This is a genomic window from Affinirhizobium lemnae, assembly GCF_022968395.1.
Classification (GTDB): Bacteria; Pseudomonadota; Alphaproteobacteria; order Rhizobiales; family Rhizobiaceae; genus Neorhizobium; species Neorhizobium lemnae.
Genome location: NZ_JALJQZ010000003.1, coordinates 207858 through 226452 on the forward strand (window position 1 = coordinate 207858; position 18595 = coordinate 226452).

The window sequence follows — 18595 nt, forward strand, 5'->3', positions numbered from 1 at the left end:
GATCGCGGATTGTATCTATGAGCGATTGATGACAGTCGGATGAAGCCTGCGCTCAGTTGACAGTTGGCCGTGGCGTCCAGTCAGGCGCAATAAGGCCCCCGGAAATAAGTAGCTTCGCCGCGTCTTCCGGCGTCATGTCAAGAATGATGAGTTTTTCCTTCGGCACGAACATCAGGAAGCCAGCGGTTGGTACAGGCGTAGGCGGCAGGAACACAGCAATCATTTCCTGTCCCATCTCGTTGAACCGATGCGCCAGCTCGCCTTGTGCTTCCGTTGCAATGAAGACCAGCGCCCAGGTTCCGGGTGAAGGAAACTCCACAAGACCGACCTTCTTGAAGGAGGTCGACTGATCCTTCAGCACAGTTTCGAAAATCTGTTTCAGGCTTTTGTACAGCGTACGAACCAGTGGGGTTCGATTGAGGATCGACTCGCCAAAATTGACGATCGACCGACCAATGAGGTTTTTGACCAGAAACCCGATCACGGTGATCAGAATCATCGCGATGAGCAGGCCAAGACCTGGAATGGTGATGTCGAAATAGTACTGAGGATTGTAACGCTGGGGAATGTAGGGCGTTACCCAGCTGTCTGCCCAATCGATGAAAGCGAAGGTCAGCCAGATCGTGATGGCCAATGGCGCACAAATGATCAGACCGGTCAGGAAGTTATTCCGAAGCCGACCGGCGAGCGTTATGCGTTCCGGGCTTTCCATCCACTACTTCCAAGAATCATGCTGCACTGCCGTAAAAGGCCGGGTGAAACCGGACAATGCCGGACCTCTCCCCGCCTCGCAAGTGCGTATCGATTAATATTTGGCAAGGCTGAAGCCTTGCTCCCGGTCACTCCACAGTCACCGATTTTGCCAGATTGCGGGGCTGGTCGACATCGGTGCCCATGAAGACGGCCGTGTGATAGGCGAGCAACTGGATAGGCAAGGCGAAAATCATCGGGGCGATGACTTCATCCACGTTCGGCAACACGATCGTCGCCATGGTGGCCAGCTTCGAGGCTGCAGCGCCCTTTTCATCAGTGATAAAGATGATTTTTCCGCCGCGTGCCGCGACCTCCTGCATGTTCGAGACCGTCTTTTCGAAGAAGCGGTCATGCGGAGCGATAACGATTACCGGCATGTGCTCGTCGATCAGGGCGATCGGGCCGTGCTTCAACTCTCCCGCGGCATAACCTTCGGCGTGGATATAGGAGATTTCCTTGAGCTTCAGAGCGCCTTCCATCGCCAACGGATAGCTGGTGCCACGACCCAGATAAAGCACATCCTTGAAGCGCGAGAGATCCCGCGAAAGCTGCTCGATTTGTGGCTGAATGAGGTTAAGAACCTTGCTCATGATGCGCGGAATCTCGATGAGATGGCGAACAAGCTCCTTTTCCTGGACCTCGGTCAAGGTGCCTCTTGCGCGGCCCGCCTGAATGGAAAGCGCGGCGAGCACGGCGAGCTGGCAGGTGAAGGCTTTCGTCGAAGCCACGCCGATTTCCGGCCCGGCGAGAATCGGAAAGATAGCATCCGCTTCACGCGCAATCGTCGATTCCTTCACATTGACGACGGCGCCAATCGGCAGGCCCTCTTCCTTGCAGTAACGCAAAGAGGCAAGCGTGTCGGCGGTTTCCCCCGATTGGGAAATGAAGAGCGCGGCCTGATCTTTCGACAGTGGAATATCGCGATACCGGAATTCCGATGCCACATCGATTTCCACCGGCAAACGCGCATAACGCTCGAACCAGTATTTGCCGACGAGACCGGACAGATAGGCGGTGCCGCAGGCGGAGATGGCAAGGCTGCGGAGCTTTGCAAAATCGATCGCCTCGGCCTTCTGCTTGATGGAGCCGGAGGCGAAATCGACATAGTGACTGAGCGCGTGGGAAATGATTTCCGGCTGCTCGTAGATTTCCTTTTCCATGAAGTGGCGGTGGTTACCCTTGTCCACCATCAGAGCAGCTGCCTGTGAGATCTGGATCGGGCGCTCGACCGGCTTACCCGCAAAATCGGTGATCGTCACGCCATTGGCGGTCAGAACCGCACAATCGCCATCGACCAGATAGGTGATCTGGTTTGTGAACGGCGCGAGCGCGATGGCATCCGAGCCCAGGAACATTTCGCCGCGACCATGGCCAACCGCAAGCGGAGGGCCAAAGCGCGCCGAGAGAATTGTATCCGGATCATCCTGAAACATCACAACCAGCGCATAAGCGCCAGTAACGCGATTCAACATGGCCAGCATCGCATCGCGATGCCCCATTCCCTCACGTGTGAACTTTGCCAGAAGATGCGCGACAACCTCGGTATCCGTCTGGCTGGTGAAAACGGCACCTTCTGCCGTCAGTTCATCGCGCAGTTCTGAAAAGTTCTCGATGATGCCGTTGTGGACGACCGCCACGCCTTCAACGAAATGCGGATGGGCATTGGTTTCGTTTGGAACGCCATGCGTCGCCCAGCGTGTGTGGGCAATACCGATGGTGCCGGGCAGCGGTTCACCGGCCAGTTTCTTCTCCAGATTGAAAAGCTTGCCTTCTGCGCGGCGGCGATCCATCGCGCCATCGTGGATCGTGGCAACACCTGCGGAATCATAGCCGCGATATTCCAGCCGCCGCAGTGCATCAACCAAACGCTCTGCAACGGGCTCCTTGCCAACGATGCCAACAATTCCGCACATGAAAACCTCTTCCGATAACTGCGAACGCGCAAATCTCTATCGCACTGCATGCAAGGCGCAATGAGAGCGCCGGTCAAATTCAATTTCTTACAGTAACCGACAAAGTGTTACTGACCTGCCTTCTTCGCGGCCTTGAACGCAAGCGCGCGCTCGCGCACCTGCTTTGCACGGTCAGGCTTCACTTCCTGCCTTGCGCGTCCGAAGGCAAGCGCTTCATCCGGCACGTTTTCAGTGATGACGCTGCCAGATGCCACATAGGCGCCATTGCCAATCGAGACGGGCGCGACGAGTGCCGAATTCGAGCCAATAAACGCGTTCTCGCCAATGCGTGTCTCGTGCTTGTTTATGCCATCGTAATTGCAGGTAATCGTTCCCGCGCCTATGTTCGAACCGGCGCCGATGGATGCGTCACCGATGTAGGTCAGGTGGTTGACCTTCGCACCCTTGCCAATTGTCGCCTTCTTCACTTCGCAGAAATTGCCAACCTTTGAATCCGGTCCAAGATCTGCACCGGGACGCAGGCGTGCGAATGGACCGACCGTCGCACCTGACGCTACGTGAGCTCCCTCCAGATGCGAGAAGGCGTGGATGACAGCGCCGCTTTCCACGGTGACGCCGGGACCGAAAACGACATTCGGCTCTACCAGAACGTCCTGTTGCAGCACCGTATCGAAGGCGAGGAAGACCGTTTCCGGCGCAATCATCGAGACGCCCGACAGCATGATTTCGTGACGGCGGCGGTTCTGCCAGCTGGCTTCCAGCAACGCCAGTTCCGCCCTCGTGTTGCAGCCGGCCAGTTCTGCTTCCGGCGCATCCACTGCCACGACCTTCGCTCCGTCGGCGCGGGCGATTTCAACAAGATCCGTCAGATAATACTCGCCTTTGGCATTCTTGTTGTCGATCTTCTCCAGCCAGCCAAGCGCCTTGGCCCCATTGATGACCATCAGGCCGCTGTTGCAACAGGTGACTTTACGCTCCTCCTCCGTCGCGTCCTTATGTTCGCGAATCGCGACGAGCTGACCATCTTCGACGAGTAACCGACCATATCCTGTCGGATCGGCAGCCTCGAAGCCGATCACGACGAGATCGGCGCCTAAGCTCAGAAGCGACCGTGCGTTTTGGAAAGTTTCCGATCGAACCAGCGGAACGTCACCATAGGTCACGAGTATTTCGTCGAAACCCTTGGCGATAGCATCGCGCGCCATCAGGACCGCATGACCTGTGCCCTTGCGCTCTGTCTGCAGGACGGTGGAGACCGCCATTCCCTCGACGGCCCCAGCTTTTGCCACAGCATCCGCATCGCGGCCAAGAACCAGCACGGCATCCTGAATCTCAGCATCCCTTACCGCCCGCATGACATGCGAGATCATTGGTAATCCAGCGATAGGATGCAGCACCTTGGACATTGACGACTTCATGCGCGTGCTATCGCCAGCGGCGAGAATGACAGCGAGACAGGTGCGGGCCATACGACTCTCCATGTAAATTCGAGCCGCTTTTAGCAGCGTTTCGATTAACAGGCCAAGAACGTCAGTGTTGGGCTCCTTCAAGTTCTGTTTCGAAATATGTCGAAACGAAAAAGCCGCCTGCCATGAGAGGCAAGCGGCTCATCAGATCAACGTGCTGGCAAAGCTTACTTCGGAAGCTTGTCGTCAACGCCTTCGACGTAGAAGTTCATGCCCAGCAGCGTGCCGTCATCAGCCTTTTCGCCAGCCTTAAGCCAAGGAGAACCATCCTGCTTGTTGATAGGGCCGGTGAAGGGATGCAGTTCGCCAGACTTGATCTTGGCTTCCGTCTCTTCCGCCATTGCCTTCACATCGTCCGGCATGTTGGTGTAGGGCGCCATGGTCAGGATGCCGTCTTTCAGGCCGTCCCAGATCTGCTCGGACTTCCAGGTTCCATCCAGAAGAGCCTTGGTACGCTTGATGTAGTAGGCGCCCCAGGTGTCGACGATTGCGGTCAGCTGTGTCTTCGGACCGGCAGCGATCATGTCAGACGCCTGACCGAATGCCATGATGCCGCGTTCGGCAGCAACCTGCATCGGAGCAGTCGTGTCCGTATGCTGCGTCAGAATATCGACGCCCTGATCGATCAGAGCCTTTGCGGCATCGGCTTCCTTGCCCGGATCGAACCAGGTGTTGGCCCAGACGACCTTGAGCTTGAAGTTCGGGTTGACCGACTTCGCGCCGAGTTCGAAGGCGTTGATGCCCATGACCACTTCCGGGATCGGGAATGAGGCAATGTAGCCTGCGACGCCCTTCTTGGACATCTTGGCAGCGATCTGGCCCTGAATATAACGGCCTTCGTAGAAGCGCGAGTTATAGGTTGCGAGGTTCGGTCCAGCCTTGAAGCCGGTCGCGTGCTCGAACTTTACCTTCGGGAACTTCTCGGCAACCTTCACGGTCGCGTCCATGAAGCCGAAAGACGTCGTGAAGATCATCGCACAGCCGGAACGGGCCATACGCTCGATCGCGCGCTCGGCATCCGGGCCTTCCGGAACGCTTTCCAAGTATGGCGTTTCGATCTTGTCAGCAAAGGCCTTCTGAAGTTCCTGGCGACCGATGTCATGCGCCTGGGTCCAGCCACCATCTGTCTTGGTGCCGACATAGACGAAGCAGACCTTGGTCTTTTCCTGAGCCTGGGCGCCACTGGACAGACCGCCGAGTGCGGCTGCCGTTGCGGCAAGTGCGATAATGAGCTTCTTCATATTCAACCCCTGTTTGGCATGAAGCTTCGTTGTACGGTTACCGTTTCACCGGTCGGGAACAAAAGGTTTCCCAAGCGATGCTGGCGTATTGATGAGCGTCGTGCGGCGATTATGCGAGATGATGATCAGCACGACAATAGTGACTGCGTAAGGCAGCATGGACAAAAACTGTGACGGCACGCCAATGCCGAACGCCTGTGCATGCAACTGCAGGATGCCGACAGCGCCGAAAATATAGCCGCCTGCAAAGACGCGCCACGGCCGCCAAGAGGCGAAGACCACGAGCGCCAGAGCAATCCAGCCGCGACCGGCAGACATGTTCTCCACCCATTGCGGTGTATAGACGAGAGAAAGCTGCGCACCGGCCAGACCGGCACAGGCGCCACCGAACATGACTGCAAGGTAGCGTGTGCGAATGACGTTGATGCCAAGCGCATGAGCGGAACCATGGTTATCGCCAATCGCACGCATCTTGAGGCCGGTGCGGCTTTTGAACAGAAACCAGTTCACGCCGATAATCAGAGCGATGCTGAGGTAGAAGGTAATGTCCTGCTTGAACAGCAGCGGCCCGACGAAGGGAATATCCGACAGAACCGGGAACACGATTGGCTGCAATTTCACGCCCGGTATCCCCACGAAGGATTCGCCGATCTGGCCAGAGAGCCCAAGACCGAGGATCGTCAGGGCAAGGCCTGTAGCGACCTGATTGGTCACAAGCGTGAGCGTGAGGAAGCCAAAGAGCAGCGAAAAAAGAGCACCGCCCATAATCCCGCACAACACGCCGAGCAGCGGGGAGCCTGTGAGATAGGATCCGGCAAAGGCGCAGACCGCGCCCATGATCATCATGCCCTCGACGCCGAGATTGAGTACGCCGGCGCGTTCCGTCACGAGTTCGCCGATTGCGGCAATGACCAGTGGCGTTGCAGCGGTGATGATGGTGAGCAGGATAGCCTCAATCATGGATCACGACCTCCCCTCAGCGGCAGCCCGATCCGAGCCAAAAATGATGCGGATGCGATACAGAATCAGCGTATCGCAGGACAGGACAAAGAACAGCAGCAGCCCCTGGAAGACGCGTGTTACCTTGTCGGACACGCCGATGGACAGCTGTGCCGCCTCACCGCCAAGATAGGTAAGCGCGAGAATGAAGCCGGACACGATGATGCCAAGCGGGTTCAAGCGCCCCAGGAATGCAACGATGATGGCCGTAAAGCCATAGCCCGGGGAAATGCTTGGCTGGAGGTGATTGATCGATCCGGAGACTTCCGAAATTCCGGCAAGTCCGGCGAAGGCACCGGAGAGCATCATCGAGAACCACACCATTCGACGGGACGAAAAGCCCGCAAAGCGCCCTGCCCGCTCCGAGCGTCCCAGCACGGTTACTTCGAAGCCTTTCAGCATGTAACGCATCATGAACCAGACGCCGACCGCAGCGACAAGCGCGAAGACGATGGCCCAATGAGCGCGACCGCTTTCCAGCAGTTCCGGCAATACGGCTTCCTTGGCGAAGCTGATTGTCTGCGGAAAGTTGAAGCCTTTCGGATCACGCCACGGACCACGCACCAGCCAATCCAGAAACAGCTGGGCGATATAGACCAGCATGAGGCTGACCAGGATTTCATTCGTGTTGAAACGCGTCTTGAGCAGAGCGGGAATTGCGGCGAACAGTGCGCCGCCAATCGCTCCCATGATCAGCATCAAAGGCAAAACCATCGGCGAATGCCACTGCGGCACCAGAACCGGCAGGATGGAACCGACAATTGCACCGATGGTGAACTGGCCTTCCGCGCCGATATTCCAGTTGTTCGAACGGTAGCAAACCGACAATCCGACAGCGATCAGGATGAGAGGCGCTGCCTTGATAGCCAGTTCATGCAAGGACCAGACTTCCAGCAATGGCTCGATAAAAAACGCATACAGCGCATGACCCGGATTCTTGCCCAGCATCCAGAACATCAGCGCGCCGAACAGAAGCGTAAGAGCCAGCGCCAGCAGTGGAGAGACAATCTGGAACAGGCTGGAAGCGCTGGCGCGCTTTTCAAGCTCAATGCGCATGGGCAGTCTCCCCGCCATGTGTCGAATCATGGATACCGCCCATGAGGAGGCCGATCTTTTCCAGCGTCAGTTCGCCTGCGGGGAAAGGCTGCGAAAGCCGACCTTCGGAGATAACCGCAATATTGGTCGCAACTTCAAAGATCTCGTCCAGATCCTGACTGATGACCACGACAGCAGAACCAGAACGCGCGAGATCGATCAAGGCCTGGCGGATACGGCTTGCCGCACCGGCATCGACGCCCCAGGTGGGTTGATTGACGATGAGGATCGACGGCTGGCGATCCAGCTCACGACCGATGATGAATTTCTGGAGATTGCCACCAGACAAGGATGCTGCCGCCGGGTCGTCGCCGCTCTTGCGCACATCCATCATATCGCAGATGCGCTTTGCAGCGGAACGAATCGTGTCATGCCGGATGACCGAGGCAAAGCCGCCAGCAAGAAATGCAGTCCGGTCGGACTGGCTTCGCGACAGTAGAAGATTGTCGGACAGGGACATATCCGAAACGGCTGCATGGCCATGGCGTTCTTCAGGAACGAAGCCTGCCCCAAGCATACGGCGGCCATTGATGCCAAGGCGCCCCACCGGCTTGTCACGCATGCGGATCGTCTCCGCGTCGGCAACCGGATATTCGCCCGAAAGCGCATCAAACAGTTCACCTTGGCCGTTACCGGCAACACCGGCAATCGCCAGCACCTCACCTGCGCGAACACGAAGGGACACATCCTTTAGCGTTACGGCAAACGGCGTTCGTGCAGGCACATTCAGGCGGCGAACATCGACTAGCGTGGCTCCGAGGGCATTTGCATCAGCGCGATGAACGGCGGCAACTTCCGACCCCACCATCATGCGGGCGAGCGATGCCGGCGTTTCCTGACGCGGATCGCAAGCACCCGTAACCTTGCCGTGGCGCAGAACGGTTGCCCGATCACAGATGCGCTGGACCTCCTCCAGCCGGTGGCTGATGTAGAGTACGGACCGTCCTTCAGCCTTCAACTTGAAGAGTGTCTCGAAAAGCTTGTCCGCCTCCTGCGGCGTCAGGACCGAGGTTGGCTCATCCAGAATAATGAGCTTGGGGTTTTGCAGAAGCGCACGAACGATCTCGATACGCTGGCGCTCGCCAACGGAAAGATCGGCGACATGCGAACTCGGATCCAGCGGCAGGCCGTAGGCGCGGGAAAGAGCCGCGGCCTCTTCCGCAATTTTTGTGAGGGGAATCTTTGGATCGAGCGATAGCGCGATATTCTCGGCAACGGTCAGTGCTTCAAACAGCGAAAAATGCTGGAACACCATGCCGATACCAAGCGAACGCGCATGGCCGGGTGATGTGACAGTTTGTGGCTTGCCAGTCCAGACAATCTCGCCTGCGCTTGGCTGCAAAACGCCGAAGAGCATTTTGACGAGCGTGGACTTTCCCGCGCCGTTTTCACCCAGAAGCGCATGAATTTCGCCGGGCGCTATCGTCAGATCGATAGCGTTGTTTGCGGCGAAGCTGCCGAAATATTTCGTCAAGCCTCGAACCTGAAGAAGCGGCACCGCTTCCTTGTCGATTGTTTCAGTCACTCGTATCCCCTCACACGTTCAGCCATGCCGCCTTCTTCCGAGGCGATTATCACAGCGACGTGCCGCAAGTTTTCCAGCGATGCTGGACGGCCTTCAATTGATACAAGTTTTGTTGCTGCGCACAACAGAAAACACGTGCTTAAGCGAACACTTAACTGCTTTTCCCGAGGCTGGGCAAAAGCTGCAGGATGCCGCCAATGCAGAAGAGGTAGATCCCGGTGAGCACCACGCTCCAGACAAGCCATGGGGGCGACTCGAATTGTAAAAGCAGCGAATAGCCGCTCAGCGCGCACCAGAGCAGAAAAATCCCGAGGTTTAGCGGCCTCAGTCTCTTCACGCGCACGGGGTGCAGGAAGTTGATCGGAAGGAAGGTCAGAATCACGGCCGCCATGACGACGAGGAGAGCCGCAGTCTCCGACGGTTTTATAACGAAGAGCGTGAGTATGACCATGTTCCAGACCACCGGGAAGCCGGAGAAGAAATACTCATCCGTCTTCATGCCCATATCGGCGTAATAAATAGCGCTCGATACGACAATCATTCCTGCGGCGACGAAGGACCAAGTTTCCCCGATCATACCGCTTTGATAAAGCGCGAATGCAGGCAGAAGCACATAGGTCACGTAATCGATGATGTTGTCGAGCGTATCACCGGACCAGTTTGGCAGGACTTCCTTCACGCGCACCTTGCGGGCAATGGGGCCATCGATCCCGTCAATCAGAAGGGCAAGGCCAAGCCACCACCACATGTCGACGAAGCGATGTTCGGCCGCCGCCACCACGCCGAGGAACGCCAGGAATGAGCCGGAGGCCGTCAGCACATGCACTGAAAAGGCACGAATCTCGGCATAGGGCACTTTGCGGTAGTTGAAAATTCGCCTGATCACGCCCCACTCCGACCAACATATTTCGCGATTTGACGATATGCGGCCAATCGGCGCGCTTTGCAACCTTATCCCGGGCAGCCCATGGATAAGTTTGCGGAGTTTGCTTAAATAGCACGCAGGTCAAAACGAAAAGAAGACGTGGCATGCAGGACTTCGAGATCGCAGTTGTAGGTGAAGGTCTGGCTGGTTCGATCGCGGCACTGGCGCTTGCCCGCGCCGGACGCAAAGTAGCGCTGATCGCGCCTGTCGTTGAACGACAGGATCACCGAACGACTGCGCTGATGGATCAGTCCATTCGCTTCATCGATAGTCTAGGCATCTGGGAAACACTGCAGGACGGTGCCGCGGCGCTCAGCACGATGCAGATTCTGGACGGCACCAAGCGGTTGCTGCGTGCGCCACCGGCACAGTTCCGGGCGGCTGACGTCGGTCTCTACGCCTTTGGTTACAATATTCCCAATCAGGACCTTATGAAGGTGCTGAGATCTGCCATCGCTTCTGAACCCAATCTGCAACGCATCGACGCGAGCCTCGACACCCTGAGTATCGGAAACGACTCGGTCACGCTTTCACTGAACGATGGGACCGATCTATCGGTCGAGTTCGTCGTGGCGGCAGACGGTCGGGGATCGCGTGTCCGCGAACTCGCCGGGATCTCGACCCGACGGTGGGCCTATCCCCAGACGGCAGTCGTGCTCAACTTTTCCCACGAACAGCCGCACAACAATGTCTCGACGGAGTTTCATACCGAGACCGGACCATTCACGCAGGTTCCTCTGTCAGGCAAACGTTCCAGCCTTGTATGGGTCGTCAAGCCGCAAGAGGCAGAGAGACTTCTTGCGTTGCCGCTGGCAGAGCTTTCGCTGGCTGTCGAGACGCGCATGCAATCCATGCTTGGACAGGTTGCCGTAGAAGGAGCGCCAGAAGCCTGGCCGCTTTCCAGCCTCATGGCGGAACGCTTCGGTAAAGGCCGTGTCGCACTCATTGGCGAAGCCGCACATGCATTTCCCCCGATTGGCGCGCAGGGCCTCAACCTCTCACTGCGCGATGTCATGGAACTGGTGAAGCTTCTAAGTTCTCCAACGAAGGCTGCAATTACCGCTGATGCCGGGGAGCGTTTCAACCGCCAGCGCCGCGCCGATGTCATGACACGCACGTTCGGTGTCGATCTCCTGAACCGCTCCCTGCTGTCGGATTTCCTGCCAATGCAGGTGGCCCGTGCCGCTGGTCTGCATCTTTTGACGGCTTCAGGTCCCCTGCGCAATATTCTGATGCGCGAAGGAATTGAGCCCGGGCGGAGCTTCAAGGATCTGGCGGAGAGTTTAAGGCGTCCATTCAACCGTCAAAAAGCCGGATGAAATAAGGTAGAGCACGACTGGCAAAGTCAGGACCGACAATAGCGTCGTGATCAGGACTGTTGCAGACGCCCTTTCCTGCCAGACACTATAGTGCTGACTGATGACAAAGACATTTGTGGCTGTCGGCAGGGCGGCGAGCAGGACTGCAGCATAGATCCAGTTTCGGTCGAACCCGCCGACACAGGATAGCGACAGATACATTACTATCGGCAGAACAAGCAGCTTTACTGCGGTGATATAGCCGATCTCAACCGGAATACGCTTCAGCGGACGTAACGCCAGCGTGACCCCCATAGCGAACAGCGCGCATGGTGCGGCTGCTTGCGCAAGATAATCAATCAACTGCTGAAGCGGTGCCGCAATGGGTATCTGAAATGCGGCGAAAACAAAGCCGCAGGCGGTCGACACAATGAATGGATGCATTGAGACGCGTTTGGCCACATCAAGCGCGACCGCGAGCGGTGGACGCGCGTCGCCCTTCGCAATTGCCATCAAAGCGGGTGCAATTACAAAATGCACGGCGTTCTCAAAGCAGACAATGAGCGCTACCGGAACGGCGGCAGCCTCACCCAAGACGAGCAAAGCCAAGCCCGGACCCATATAGCCGATATTTCCGTAGGCGGCGCCGAAGGACTGAATCACGCCTTCTGCGAATGTTGCCCGCCTCCAAACGGTGGCGATTACCAGCATCAGGAGAAAGACACCGTAGACCGTCGTCAATTGCGTGAAAATAAAGTCTACCCGTGTAAGGTCCGCCATCGGCGTTCGCGAGACCAGCTTGAAGAACAAGGCAGGGAGCGCCGCATAGACGATGAAAATGTTCATCCATCCCAGAGCATCGGCGTTCAGCCTACTCAGGCGCGCCGCCACAAAGCCGATTGCAATCAAGCCGAAGAACGGAATCAACAATGCGAGCGTGGCAGCCAATCGACTCATTCCCGGCAGAACATGAGTATGCGTGACCGGTCTATCCGATCTTCATGAGGATTGGGAAGCTTTGCTGAAACCAAATTGCAATATCGCTAATGAAGCCGAGCATAAAAGCCACGCCGGTCACAACCAGCAGAGCGCCCATAACTTTTTCGACCCTTCCCAAATGACGGCGGAAGCGGGCGAGAAAACGCATGAACGCGCCGGAAAATGCGGCTGCAATCCAGAACGGCACCGCCAGTCCAAGGGAATAGACGGCAAGCAGAAGGGCCCCGTCTGACACTGTTTCTCGAGAGGCCGCAACACCGAGGATCGCGCCCAACACGGGACCGATGCATGGTGTCCAGCCAAACGCGAATGCCAGGCCCATGACATACGCACCCGAAAGCGTGGCCGGCTTCCCGCCTGACTGGAAACGCGCCTCGCGCGCAAGCAGGCCGATTCGGAACACGCCTAGAAAGTTAAGGCCCATTACGATGATGATCAGGCCACCAATCTTGGACAGAAGATCCAGGTGTTGTCTCAACACCATGCCAATGGATGAAGCGCCCGCCCCCAGAGCTACGAACACGCTGCCGAAACCTAGAGTGAAGAACAGTGCGGTGATGAGAACAGAACGACGCGCTTCAACCGCCTGGGTTTGGGTGCCATTGCGGAACTGCTCAACAGAAATCCCGGCCATATAGCAAAGATAGGGCGGAACGAGCGGAAGCACGCAGGGCGACAGAAACGATAGCGCGCCCGCAAGCAAGGCGCTGAACAATGAGATCTCGGCAATCGACACTGGCTTCTCCTGAATCGTCCCTGCCCGACGTAGAGCCGCTTCATAGGACTGCCCGTGGCCATACGCCTGAGATCCGATAAATTCCAGTCACCTTCTGGTTCACAGCCGAATCTTCGCTCCGAGGATAAAACTTCGCGACAGCAAATGCCCACAGAATCGACGTTTCTGAAGCAATCGATCATCCAAGGGTTGTCAAAGCAGCGGCATTGTGATGCTGTGACACATCGCCGCGTTGAGGAGCGTGGCGTTTTTTCGATCATTCTTGGAGGAGAATAGTATGATCATTTCTGGCTTGGTTCTGGCCGCGGCCCTGGGTGCTGGTAGCATTGCCTATTTTCGCTGGCGCGACGGAATATAATGAATTTGTCGATTTAGATTGATCTACCTCAAACATCCACGCAATTTTGGCGGCTCTTGGGCCGTCAAAAGCAATATGGGTAAAGCTGCGGCGATAGTCGTGTGAAAGACAAGTGTTTCGAAACAAGGACACTGCGTTTAAGCCTCGCGGTTATGAGCTGTGAAAAAGGCGGAACGGTTGGTGCGGAGGTGGTGATGCAGTTGAACGCTTCAATTGCCGTGGCTCATGCATCTGGTTGCATCAAGTCAGCGCGTGTGGGCCAAGAGCCTTCCCTTTAGCGGCATGGACTGTTCCACTATCCCGCAGTGGAAGGCGTAACAATTCTAAAAAAGCAAAAACGACTAAGGAGCACTTGGATCGCGCTTCGGAAGTGGTGCTGGCTTTCGAGTTTCCTATGCGCTTCTAGGCTGTCAGCACGGGATACGCCGCCTGGAGTGCCTAGACCTCGGAGAACAAGTCCCCACGGAAGGTCAAGCAAGAAGCTATTTCAAAACACCCAGCATCGACAGCATATCGAGACTGCGCGCAGGAAACCGAAGGAGTGTACTGGAAGAGAAAAAGAGACATTGGGGGACAACCGAGGATGCCATCCTGGAACACGAAAAGAACAGCCGTTCAGAATGAAAAAAGGACTTGGTTCAGAATAAGCCCTCTTGCGCTCCATCTCAATCCGTTCTAAACGCCTGTCACCACTTCAGAAAACACATCGGAATGGCCTCGTGGCGGAGTGGTGACGCAGAGGACTGCAAATCCTTGTACCCCGGTTCAATTCCGGGCGAGGCCTCCATTCCAAGGTTTAAAAAACGTCATCTTTGAACAACTTATCGTGCCACAGCCAGTCAGGTCAGTGGAATTTTGCGATTTGAAGATGAAATTCCTAAGAGCTACAAGACGATGGAATGGAACAAAGGCGTTACCCTTGCGCTTGACGGCCCCGGCCAATACCGCACAATCACAACTTTGCAGGAAGCCTCCTGGGCGCTGATCGAAGACTGGCCGCTTGAAGACGGCGATGCTCTGGACAAGGCGCTGATTGTTTTCGAAGCGGCAATGAAGGGCAAAAAGACGGCTGAAGCCGCACGTCTCGCTTTCATTGCAGCCGCCATCGAAGCAGGTATCGACATCAAATCCTGAATTCGGCTCGTGGATGAGCTCGGCACGGTTTCCCGTGCACAATGCATGCAACTCTGATAGCATATCTGTGTTCGGCTTTTAGAGGAGCAAAGGCGGGACACCTGCATGCGTTGGAGGAGATCGTCATGCACTACCTGACATTCGTAACAGCCATCAATCCGTATGTCCTGGCGGCCTTGGGAATGGTGCTGATATGTGGCGCCGTTGACTGGTGGCGTCATACACACTGAAGCGTGAAGAAAGGCGTGTCTGCGACCACTTCGGGACAGACGACAAGTATGTTATGACAGGTTTTGTCTCAGGACCTGCCCGGAGTGAACTTTGCATACTGATTCCGCCTTCAACGACGCGGCCCAGCCTCTTTCGAGGACACTGGCGACTCTCATCGATGGTATCGAGGGAGACACCGTAACCCTTCGTCAACTGATGCACGCCGTTGGTGAACAGGGGCTCTTGCTCATCTGTGCCCTCGCCTCTCTCCCCTTTCTTATCCCGGTTTCAATCCCAGGGGTCAGCACCGTGTTTGGAGCAGCAATCATCCTCATCGGCATTGCTGTCTTCCTGAATCGCCTGCCTTGGCTTCCAGCGCGAATCTTGGACAAGGAATTGGATACAGCGCGGCTCGTACCAACACTGAGGAAAGGCGTTGGAGTCGTGTCAAGAGTGGACAAATACATCAAGCCTCGCTTCGCCTCGTTCACGGGATCCATATTTGCAAACCGAATTAACGCGCTGGCAATTGCTGCCGGAGGTCTTCTTTTGATGTTCCCGTTGGGTCTCATTCCCTTCTCAAACACCCTGCCCGGCATCGCCATCCTATTGACTGCTCTCGGCATGTTGCAGCGCGATGGCGCGGTCGTCATTTGCGGCTATATCTTCCTTGCTTTGACGACGTTCTATTTCGGCGCCTTGGGCTTCGTTGCCCTTCGCGCCGGGAACGGCCTTGCCTCTATGCTCGGCTGAGCAGATATCAAAGACCGAGACCTTAGTTCCGACGACGGCGACTCCACCAGACGGCCAATTTGCGTCTCCTGCGGCGAACAAACGCCAGATCGTGCGAAAGTACGATCAGACCGAGCGGCGCCATCCAGAATCCCAGGATCGGCAGAAATCCGAGGCAACCGCCTGCCACAAGACCGGCGCCGATCGAAAGACGCCCCACTCGCGATCTCGGCATCGGCATGTGTACGCGGCCCAGGTGAAGCCGCCCCGTTTTCGGATCTATTCCAAACCTGCTTTCGACGTTTTCGCGTTCCAAATTTTTCACCAATCGACAATCGGATCTCAACCCACCCGGTCGGCGGAATCATAGGGACGACCGACTCCTGAACGCAGCAGACCTGCAACAGGCTCCAAACTGCTCTTCCGTTTTTACTCTATTCGAAGGCCGGAGATGGGGACGCGATGCGGATAAGACAAGCGATCTCCATTTTTTTGAAAAAAGCGCTTGGCAAATCGTGCAGTCATGGGTATTACCCCGCTCACGCCGCGGCGAGCGGTGTTCCCTGGTAGCTCAGCGGTAGAGCACTCGACTGTTAATCGATAGGTCGCCGGTTCGAATCCGGCCCGGGGAGCCAGTTTCTCAGCGAAAGTTGAATTTAAAATGTCCGCCTCGAACAGACGGGCATTTTTTATTTTAACTGTCCTCCAGCGTCGATCTCGTTCTTCAACCGAGCGAGTTTTCCGTAATGCGACATTATTTATGACTGCGATGTCAAATCATGCTTGGCAAAACCGTCAACCTTCGCTATGACGCCGCTCACACCGCGACACGCGGCATTCCCTGGTAGCTCAGCGGTAGAGCACTCGACTGTTAATCGATAGGTCGCCGGTTCGAATCCGGCCCGGGGAGCCAGTTTCTCAGCTAAGCTGAACGCAAATGCCCGCCCCTCAAAGGCGGGCAGTGTCTTTTTCCCCCAGAAGTTAATCTTACTGTCTAGCTGGCGCGGTTTGCGTCGGCGTCTGGCCTGCATTGTCAGAGGTTCCGGGTTGGGGCGCCGGGATCGTCGTCTGCGTCGTAGAGGCCGTTGTGGACGGGTCGGTTCCGGGGCTGCCGCTCGACTGAGACCAGATGATGCCCGCTATAAGCAGCAGGGCAACCAGCCCAAGCCATAAGCCTGTCCGCCTGTTCCGACCGGTTGTCCGTGGCAGTTCTGGTCCTTGATCATTCGGGCTGTAGGCCATGTCATGTACTCCTTTCGATCGTAATGATCTTCAAACATCCCAATGCAACCAACGTTCCTCTAAGTCCCGCCCTTCGGATGATTCGTTGACATCAGTGTTCGCTTGAATTAGAACAAAAGAAGAACATTGATGGAGATGAGCATGAACAGTGCAGAACAGGCCGTCAAAAATGCGTTGGCTGCGGTTGCGACCGCCAGGGCGCTTCGCCAGCGGGATGCAGACGAGAGACGAAAGACCTTTCAGCGCATCCAGCTTGCGAGCCGGAAGCCGCTCTACGTTCCTCGTGGCGTGCAGTTGAGACTGGATCTGACGGAGCAGTCATCTTCGCATTCGCAAAAACCTAGTTAATTTTTTTGGGAACGGGTTTGCTGGTCGGATGTTCTTTTATCGGGCGACAGAAAAGCCTGAAACAAAAAAACGAGGAGGAAGCACATGCTTTCGAAACTGCTTAGCGTATCCGTTATTTCCCTTGGTCTTGCCACTGGCGCGATTGCACAGACGGCGGTCACTCCCAATGACCAGACTATGATGAACGCAGACAACAACACGCGGACTGGAACCTACGGTTCCAACAGCGCCACAGGCGCCGTGGTAGACCCCGGCATGACCTACAGCACCAATCGTGATAGCGGCAACAAGCCCGCAGGCGAACTGACCGTTCAGGATAGCCCATGCGCAGCGCCTTCAGCCACGCCGACCGAAGGTTCGAGCACTAGCCCGGTGAACCGCACTCAGTGCTGACAAAATTTCAGAGGAATGACAAAGGGGTGGCCTTGGCTGCCCCTTTTTCGTTGTGACAGAATGCAACAAACGATTCATGGGTGTGAAATTTCACCAAACATGCAAATTGCGGGAATGTATTGCTTGCTGAAATTCGACAGCAGTGAAAATAAAGCACCCTATTCCAGCCCATTTTGGAGATCCATAATGACCGCTCACCCTTCCGTGCTAAGCGTAATCGGCAATACGCCTTTGATCCGTCTCAAGGGCGTTTCAGATGCGACCGGTTGCGAGATCCTGGGGAAGGCGGAGTTTCTGAATCCCGGGCAGTCGGTCAAGGATAGGGCCGCATTGTTCATCATTCGCGATGCCGAGAAGAAGGGCCTGCTTCGTTCAGGCGGCGTCATCGTGGAAGGAACTGCTGGCAACACCGGTATCGGTTTGACGGTCGTAGCGAAGGCACTTGGATATCGGACAGTCATTGTCATCCCTGAGACGCAAAGCCAGGAAAAGAAGGATGCACTCAAACTGCTGGGAGCCGAATTGGTCGAAGTGCCGGCCGTTCCCTATAAGAACCCGAACAATTACGTAAAGGTATCCGGGCGCTTGGCTGCTGAACTGGCCAAAACCGAGCCCAACGGCGCAATCTGGGCAAATCAGTTCGACAATGTTGCAAACCGCGAAGCGCACATTGCCACCACTGCGCAGGAGATCTGGCAGCAGACGGATGGAAAGGTCGACGGCTTCATCTGCGCCGTCGGTTCGGGCGGCACACTTGTAGGAACCGGCATCGGCCTGAAGGAGAAGAATACCTCCATCAAGATCGGTCTCGCTGATCCGGATGGTGCGGCTCTCTACAAGTTCTACACGGAGGGCGAACTGAAATCCGAAGGCTCTTCAATCACGGAAGGCATTGGCCAGGGTCGCATCACCGCCAATCTTGAGGGGTTCCGGCCCGACTTCTCCTACCAGATCAGTGACGCTGAAGCCCTGCCCTATGTGTTTGATCTCGTGGAGCAGGAAGGCCTTTGCCTCGGCGGTTCGTCAGGCATCAATATCGCGGGAGCGGTGCGCCTTGCGAAAGAGCTTGGCCCGGGCTACACCATTGTGACCATTCTCTGTGATTACGGAAATCGCTACCAATCGAAGCTGTTCAATCCGGACTTTCTCCGGTCGAAAGGCTTGCCGATACCGCAATGGTTGGTACAAAAACGCGAGATCAATGTTCCCTTCGAACAGGCATGAGTGA

General features: G+C 56.3%; 18 protein-coding genes and 3 tRNA genes. 9 read left to right on the top strand and 12 right to left on the bottom strand.

What is annotated here, in order from left to right; translation table 11 throughout:
* Positions 1-52: 52 nt before the first annotated feature.
* The 8 genes from MUU53_RS03500 to pcsA form a co-directional block, all read right to left on the bottom strand.
* Complete coding sequence (locus tag MUU53_RS03500; RefSeq protein WP_247259611.1) at positions 53-712, bottom strand: DUF502 domain-containing protein; 660 nt, start codon at positions 710-712, stop codon at positions 53-55.
* A 127-nt stretch (positions 713-839) separates the two neighbouring features.
* Positions 840-2666, bottom strand: coding sequence for a glutamine--fructose-6-phosphate transaminase (isomerizing) (gene glmS / locus MUU53_RS03505; protein ID WP_247259612.1), 1827 nt, complete (start codon positions 2664-2666; stop codon positions 840-842).
* Positions 2667-2773: 107 nt separating this feature from the next.
* Complete coding sequence (gene glmU / locus MUU53_RS03510) at positions 2774-4135, bottom strand: bifunctional UDP-N-acetylglucosamine diphosphorylase/glucosamine-1-phosphate N-acetyltransferase GlmU (RefSeq protein WP_247259613.1); 1362 nt, start codon at positions 4133-4135, stop codon at positions 2774-2776.
* 164 nt (positions 4136-4299) lie between these two features.
* Positions 4300-5373, bottom strand: a complete 1074-nt coding sequence (locus MUU53_RS03515) for a BMP family ABC transporter substrate-binding protein (protein ID WP_247259614.1) — start codon at positions 5371-5373, stop codon at positions 4300-4302.
* A gap of 45 nt (positions 5374-5418) precedes the next feature.
* Positions 5419-6333, bottom strand: coding sequence for an ABC transporter permease (locus MUU53_RS03520; protein WP_247259615.1), 915 nt, complete (start codon positions 6331-6333; stop codon positions 5419-5421).
* 3 nt (positions 6334-6336) lie between these two features.
* Positions 6337-7428: an ABC transporter permease gene (locus MUU53_RS03525; RefSeq protein ID WP_247259616.1), complete on the bottom strand. Its 1092-nt coding sequence runs from the start codon at positions 7426-7428 to the stop codon at positions 6337-6339.
* A complete protein-coding gene (locus tag MUU53_RS03530; RefSeq protein ID WP_247259664.1) occupies positions 7418-8980 on the bottom strand; it encodes an ABC transporter ATP-binding protein in 1563 nt (520 codons plus the stop codon). The genes MUU53_RS03525 and MUU53_RS03530 overlap by 11 nt, the downstream gene beginning before the upstream one ends.
* Positions 8981-9143: 163 nt before the next feature.
* Entirely contained in the window at positions 9144-9878 is a 735-nt protein-coding gene (gene pcsA, locus MUU53_RS03535; RefSeq protein WP_247259617.1) for a phosphatidylcholine synthase, read from the bottom strand.
* Positions 9879-10021: 143 nt separating this feature from the next.
* On the opposite strand from pcsA, the gene MUU53_RS03540 reads away from it, so the two are divergent.
* A complete protein-coding gene (locus MUU53_RS03540; protein WP_247259618.1) occupies positions 10022-11236 on the top strand; it encodes a UbiH/UbiF family hydroxylase in 1215 nt (404 codons plus the stop codon).
* On the opposite strand, the gene MUU53_RS03545 is transcribed toward MUU53_RS03540, so the two are convergent.
* Entirely contained in the window at positions 11201-12163 is a 963-nt protein-coding gene (locus MUU53_RS03545; RefSeq protein ID WP_247259619.1) for an AEC family transporter, read from the bottom strand. The genes MUU53_RS03540 and MUU53_RS03545 overlap by 36 nt on opposite strands.
* Positions 12164-12203: 40 nt before the next feature.
* The gene (locus MUU53_RS03550) at positions 12204-12950 is read right to left on the bottom strand and encodes a cytochrome c biogenesis CcdA family protein (RefSeq protein ID WP_247259620.1); all 747 of its coding nucleotides are present in this window, start codon (positions 12948-12950) and stop codon (positions 12204-12206) included.
* Between the two features lie 1071 nt (positions 12951-14021).
* Between MUU53_RS03550 and MUU53_RS03555 the strand changes: the two genes are divergently transcribed.
* The 3 genes from MUU53_RS03555 (at position 14022) to MUU53_RS03565 (ending at position 15405) form a co-directional block, all read left to right on the top strand.
* A tRNA-Cys gene (locus MUU53_RS03555) sits at positions 14022-14095 on the top strand.
* 107 nt (positions 14096-14202) lie between these two features.
* Positions 14203-14442, top strand: a complete 240-nt coding sequence (locus tag MUU53_RS03560; RefSeq protein WP_247259621.1) for a DUF982 domain-containing protein — start codon at positions 14203-14205, stop codon at positions 14440-14442.
* A 321-nt stretch (positions 14443-14763) separates the two neighbouring features.
* A complete protein-coding gene (locus tag MUU53_RS03565; protein ID WP_247259622.1) occupies positions 14764-15405 on the top strand; it encodes an exopolysaccharide biosynthesis protein in 642 nt (213 codons plus the stop codon).
* A gap of 22 nt (positions 15406-15427) precedes the next feature.
* Here the strand turns inward: MUU53_RS03565 and MUU53_RS03570 are convergent, their stop codons facing one another.
* A complete protein-coding gene (locus MUU53_RS03570; protein ID WP_247259623.1) occupies positions 15428-15625 on the bottom strand; it encodes a hypothetical protein in 198 nt (65 codons plus the stop codon).
* 319 nt (positions 15626-15944) lie between these two features.
* Here MUU53_RS03570 and MUU53_RS03575 point away from each other — a divergent pair.
* A tRNA-Asn gene (locus MUU53_RS03575) sits at positions 15945-16019 on the top strand.
* A gap of 203 nt (positions 16020-16222) precedes the next feature.
* A tRNA-Asn gene (locus tag MUU53_RS03580) sits at positions 16223-16297 on the top strand.
* 74 nt (positions 16298-16371) lie between these two features.
* On the opposite strand, the gene MUU53_RS03585 is transcribed toward MUU53_RS03580, so the two are convergent.
* On the bottom strand, positions 16372-16626 hold the full coding sequence (locus MUU53_RS03585) for a hypothetical protein (protein WP_247259624.1): 255 nt from the start codon (positions 16624-16626) through the stop codon (positions 16372-16374).
* Between the two features lie 141 nt (positions 16627-16767).
* Here MUU53_RS03585 and MUU53_RS03590 point away from each other — a divergent pair, with 141 nt between their 5' ends.
* From MUU53_RS03590 to MUU53_RS03600, 3 genes are all read left to right on the top strand, one after another.
* A complete protein-coding gene (locus MUU53_RS03590) occupies positions 16768-16974 on the top strand; it encodes a hypothetical protein (protein WP_247259625.1) in 207 nt (68 codons plus the stop codon).
* An 84-nt stretch (positions 16975-17058) separates the two neighbouring features.
* The gene (locus MUU53_RS03595) at positions 17059-17367 is read left to right on the top strand and encodes a hypothetical protein (RefSeq protein WP_247259626.1); all 309 of its coding nucleotides are present in this window, start codon (positions 17059-17061) and stop codon (positions 17365-17367) included.
* A 186-nt stretch (positions 17368-17553) separates the two neighbouring features.
* A complete protein-coding gene (locus tag MUU53_RS03600; protein ID WP_247259627.1) occupies positions 17554-18591 on the top strand; it encodes a cysteine synthase A in 1038 nt (345 codons plus the stop codon).
* The last annotated feature ends 4 nt before the right edge of the window (positions 18592-18595 follow it).

Excerpts from the sequence above, each read along its gene's own strand:
- glmS (WP_247259612.1), bottom strand. The coding sequence starts at position 2,666 with ATGTGCGGAATTGTTGGCATCGTTGGCAAGGAGCCCGTTGCAGAGCGT.
- MUU53_RS03500 (WP_247259611.1), bottom strand. The coding sequence starts at position 712 with ATGGAAAGCCCGGAACGCATAACGCTCGCCGGTCGGCTTCGGAATAAC.
- MUU53_RS03540 (WP_247259618.1), top strand. The coding sequence starts at position 10,022 with ATGCAGGACTTCGAGATCGCAGTTGTAGGTGAAGGTCTGGCTGGTTCG.
- MUU53_RS03585 (WP_247259624.1), bottom strand. The coding sequence starts at position 16,626 with ATGGCCTACAGCCCGAATGATCAAGGACCAGAACTGCCACGGACAACC.
- MUU53_RS03560 (WP_247259621.1), top strand. The coding sequence starts at position 14,203 with ATGGAATGGAACAAAGGCGTTACCCTTGCGCTTGACGGCCCCGGCCAA.
- MUU53_RS03590 (WP_247259625.1), top strand. The coding sequence starts at position 16,768 with ATGAACAGTGCAGAACAGGCCGTCAAAAATGCGTTGGCTGCGGTTGCG.
- MUU53_RS03600 (WP_247259627.1), top strand. The coding sequence starts at position 17,554 with ATGACCGCTCACCCTTCCGTGCTAAGCGTAATCGGCAATACGCCTTTG.
- MUU53_RS03595 (WP_247259626.1), top strand. The coding sequence starts at position 17,059 with ATGCTTTCGAAACTGCTTAGCGTATCCGTTATTTCCCTTGGTCTTGCC.
- MUU53_RS03515 (WP_247259614.1), bottom strand. The coding sequence starts at position 5,373 with ATGAAGAAGCTCATTATCGCACTTGCCGCAACGGCAGCCGCACTCGGC.
- MUU53_RS03520 (WP_247259615.1), bottom strand. The coding sequence starts at position 6,333 with ATGATTGAGGCTATCCTGCTCACCATCATCACCGCTGCAACGCCACTG.
- glmU (WP_247259613.1), bottom strand. The coding sequence starts at position 4,135 with ATGGCCCGCACCTGTCTCGCTGTCATTCTCGCCGCTGGCGATAGCACG.
- MUU53_RS03570 (WP_247259623.1), bottom strand. The coding sequence starts at position 15,625 with ATGCCGATGCCGAGATCGCGAGTGGGGCGTCTTTCGATCGGCGCCGGT.
- MUU53_RS03525 (WP_247259616.1), bottom strand. The coding sequence starts at position 7,428 with ATGCGCATTGAGCTTGAAAAGCGCGCCAGCGCTTCCAGCCTGTTCCAG.